1 pseudogene is annotated in these 462 nt (G+C 47.2%); it reads right to left on the reverse strand.

Going from position 1 to position 462, the window contains the following annotated elements:
• Positions 1-462: pseudogene (locus A3757_RS04805) on the reverse strand (acetyl-CoA C-acetyltransferase); the annotation flags it as partial.

Below are 462 nucleotides of genomic sequence, written 5' to 3' on the forward strand. Positions count from 1 at the left end.
CATGCACCACCGAAGATGTTCACCGTTTCTGGGTCAAGCCCTAGGTCAATGATAGGCATCATTGCAACCATTGCGAAGGCTTCGTTGATTTCATACAAATCAACATCTTCTTTAGTCCAGCCTGTCTTAGCAAACAAGTTTTCAATTGCGCCAACAGGAGCGATTGTAAATTCACTTGGGTGCTGGGATTGCGTAGCATGACCAACGATACGAGCAACAGGCTTAAGGCCACGTGCTTCAGCTTCGCTTTCACGCATTAGAACAAGTGCTGATGCGCCATCTGAGATTGATGAAGCATTCGCTGCAGTGATGGTACCATCTTTAGCAAAAGCTGCGCGAAGACTAGGGATTTTCTCGATGTTAGCGTTGAATGGCTGCTCATCGTGCTCAACCACAGTATCGCCACGGCGAGACTTAACGGTTACTGGAACGATTTCAGCTTTTAGCAAACCTTCTTCCGTT

This window comes from Oleiphilus sp. HI0117 (genome assembly GCF_001635235.1).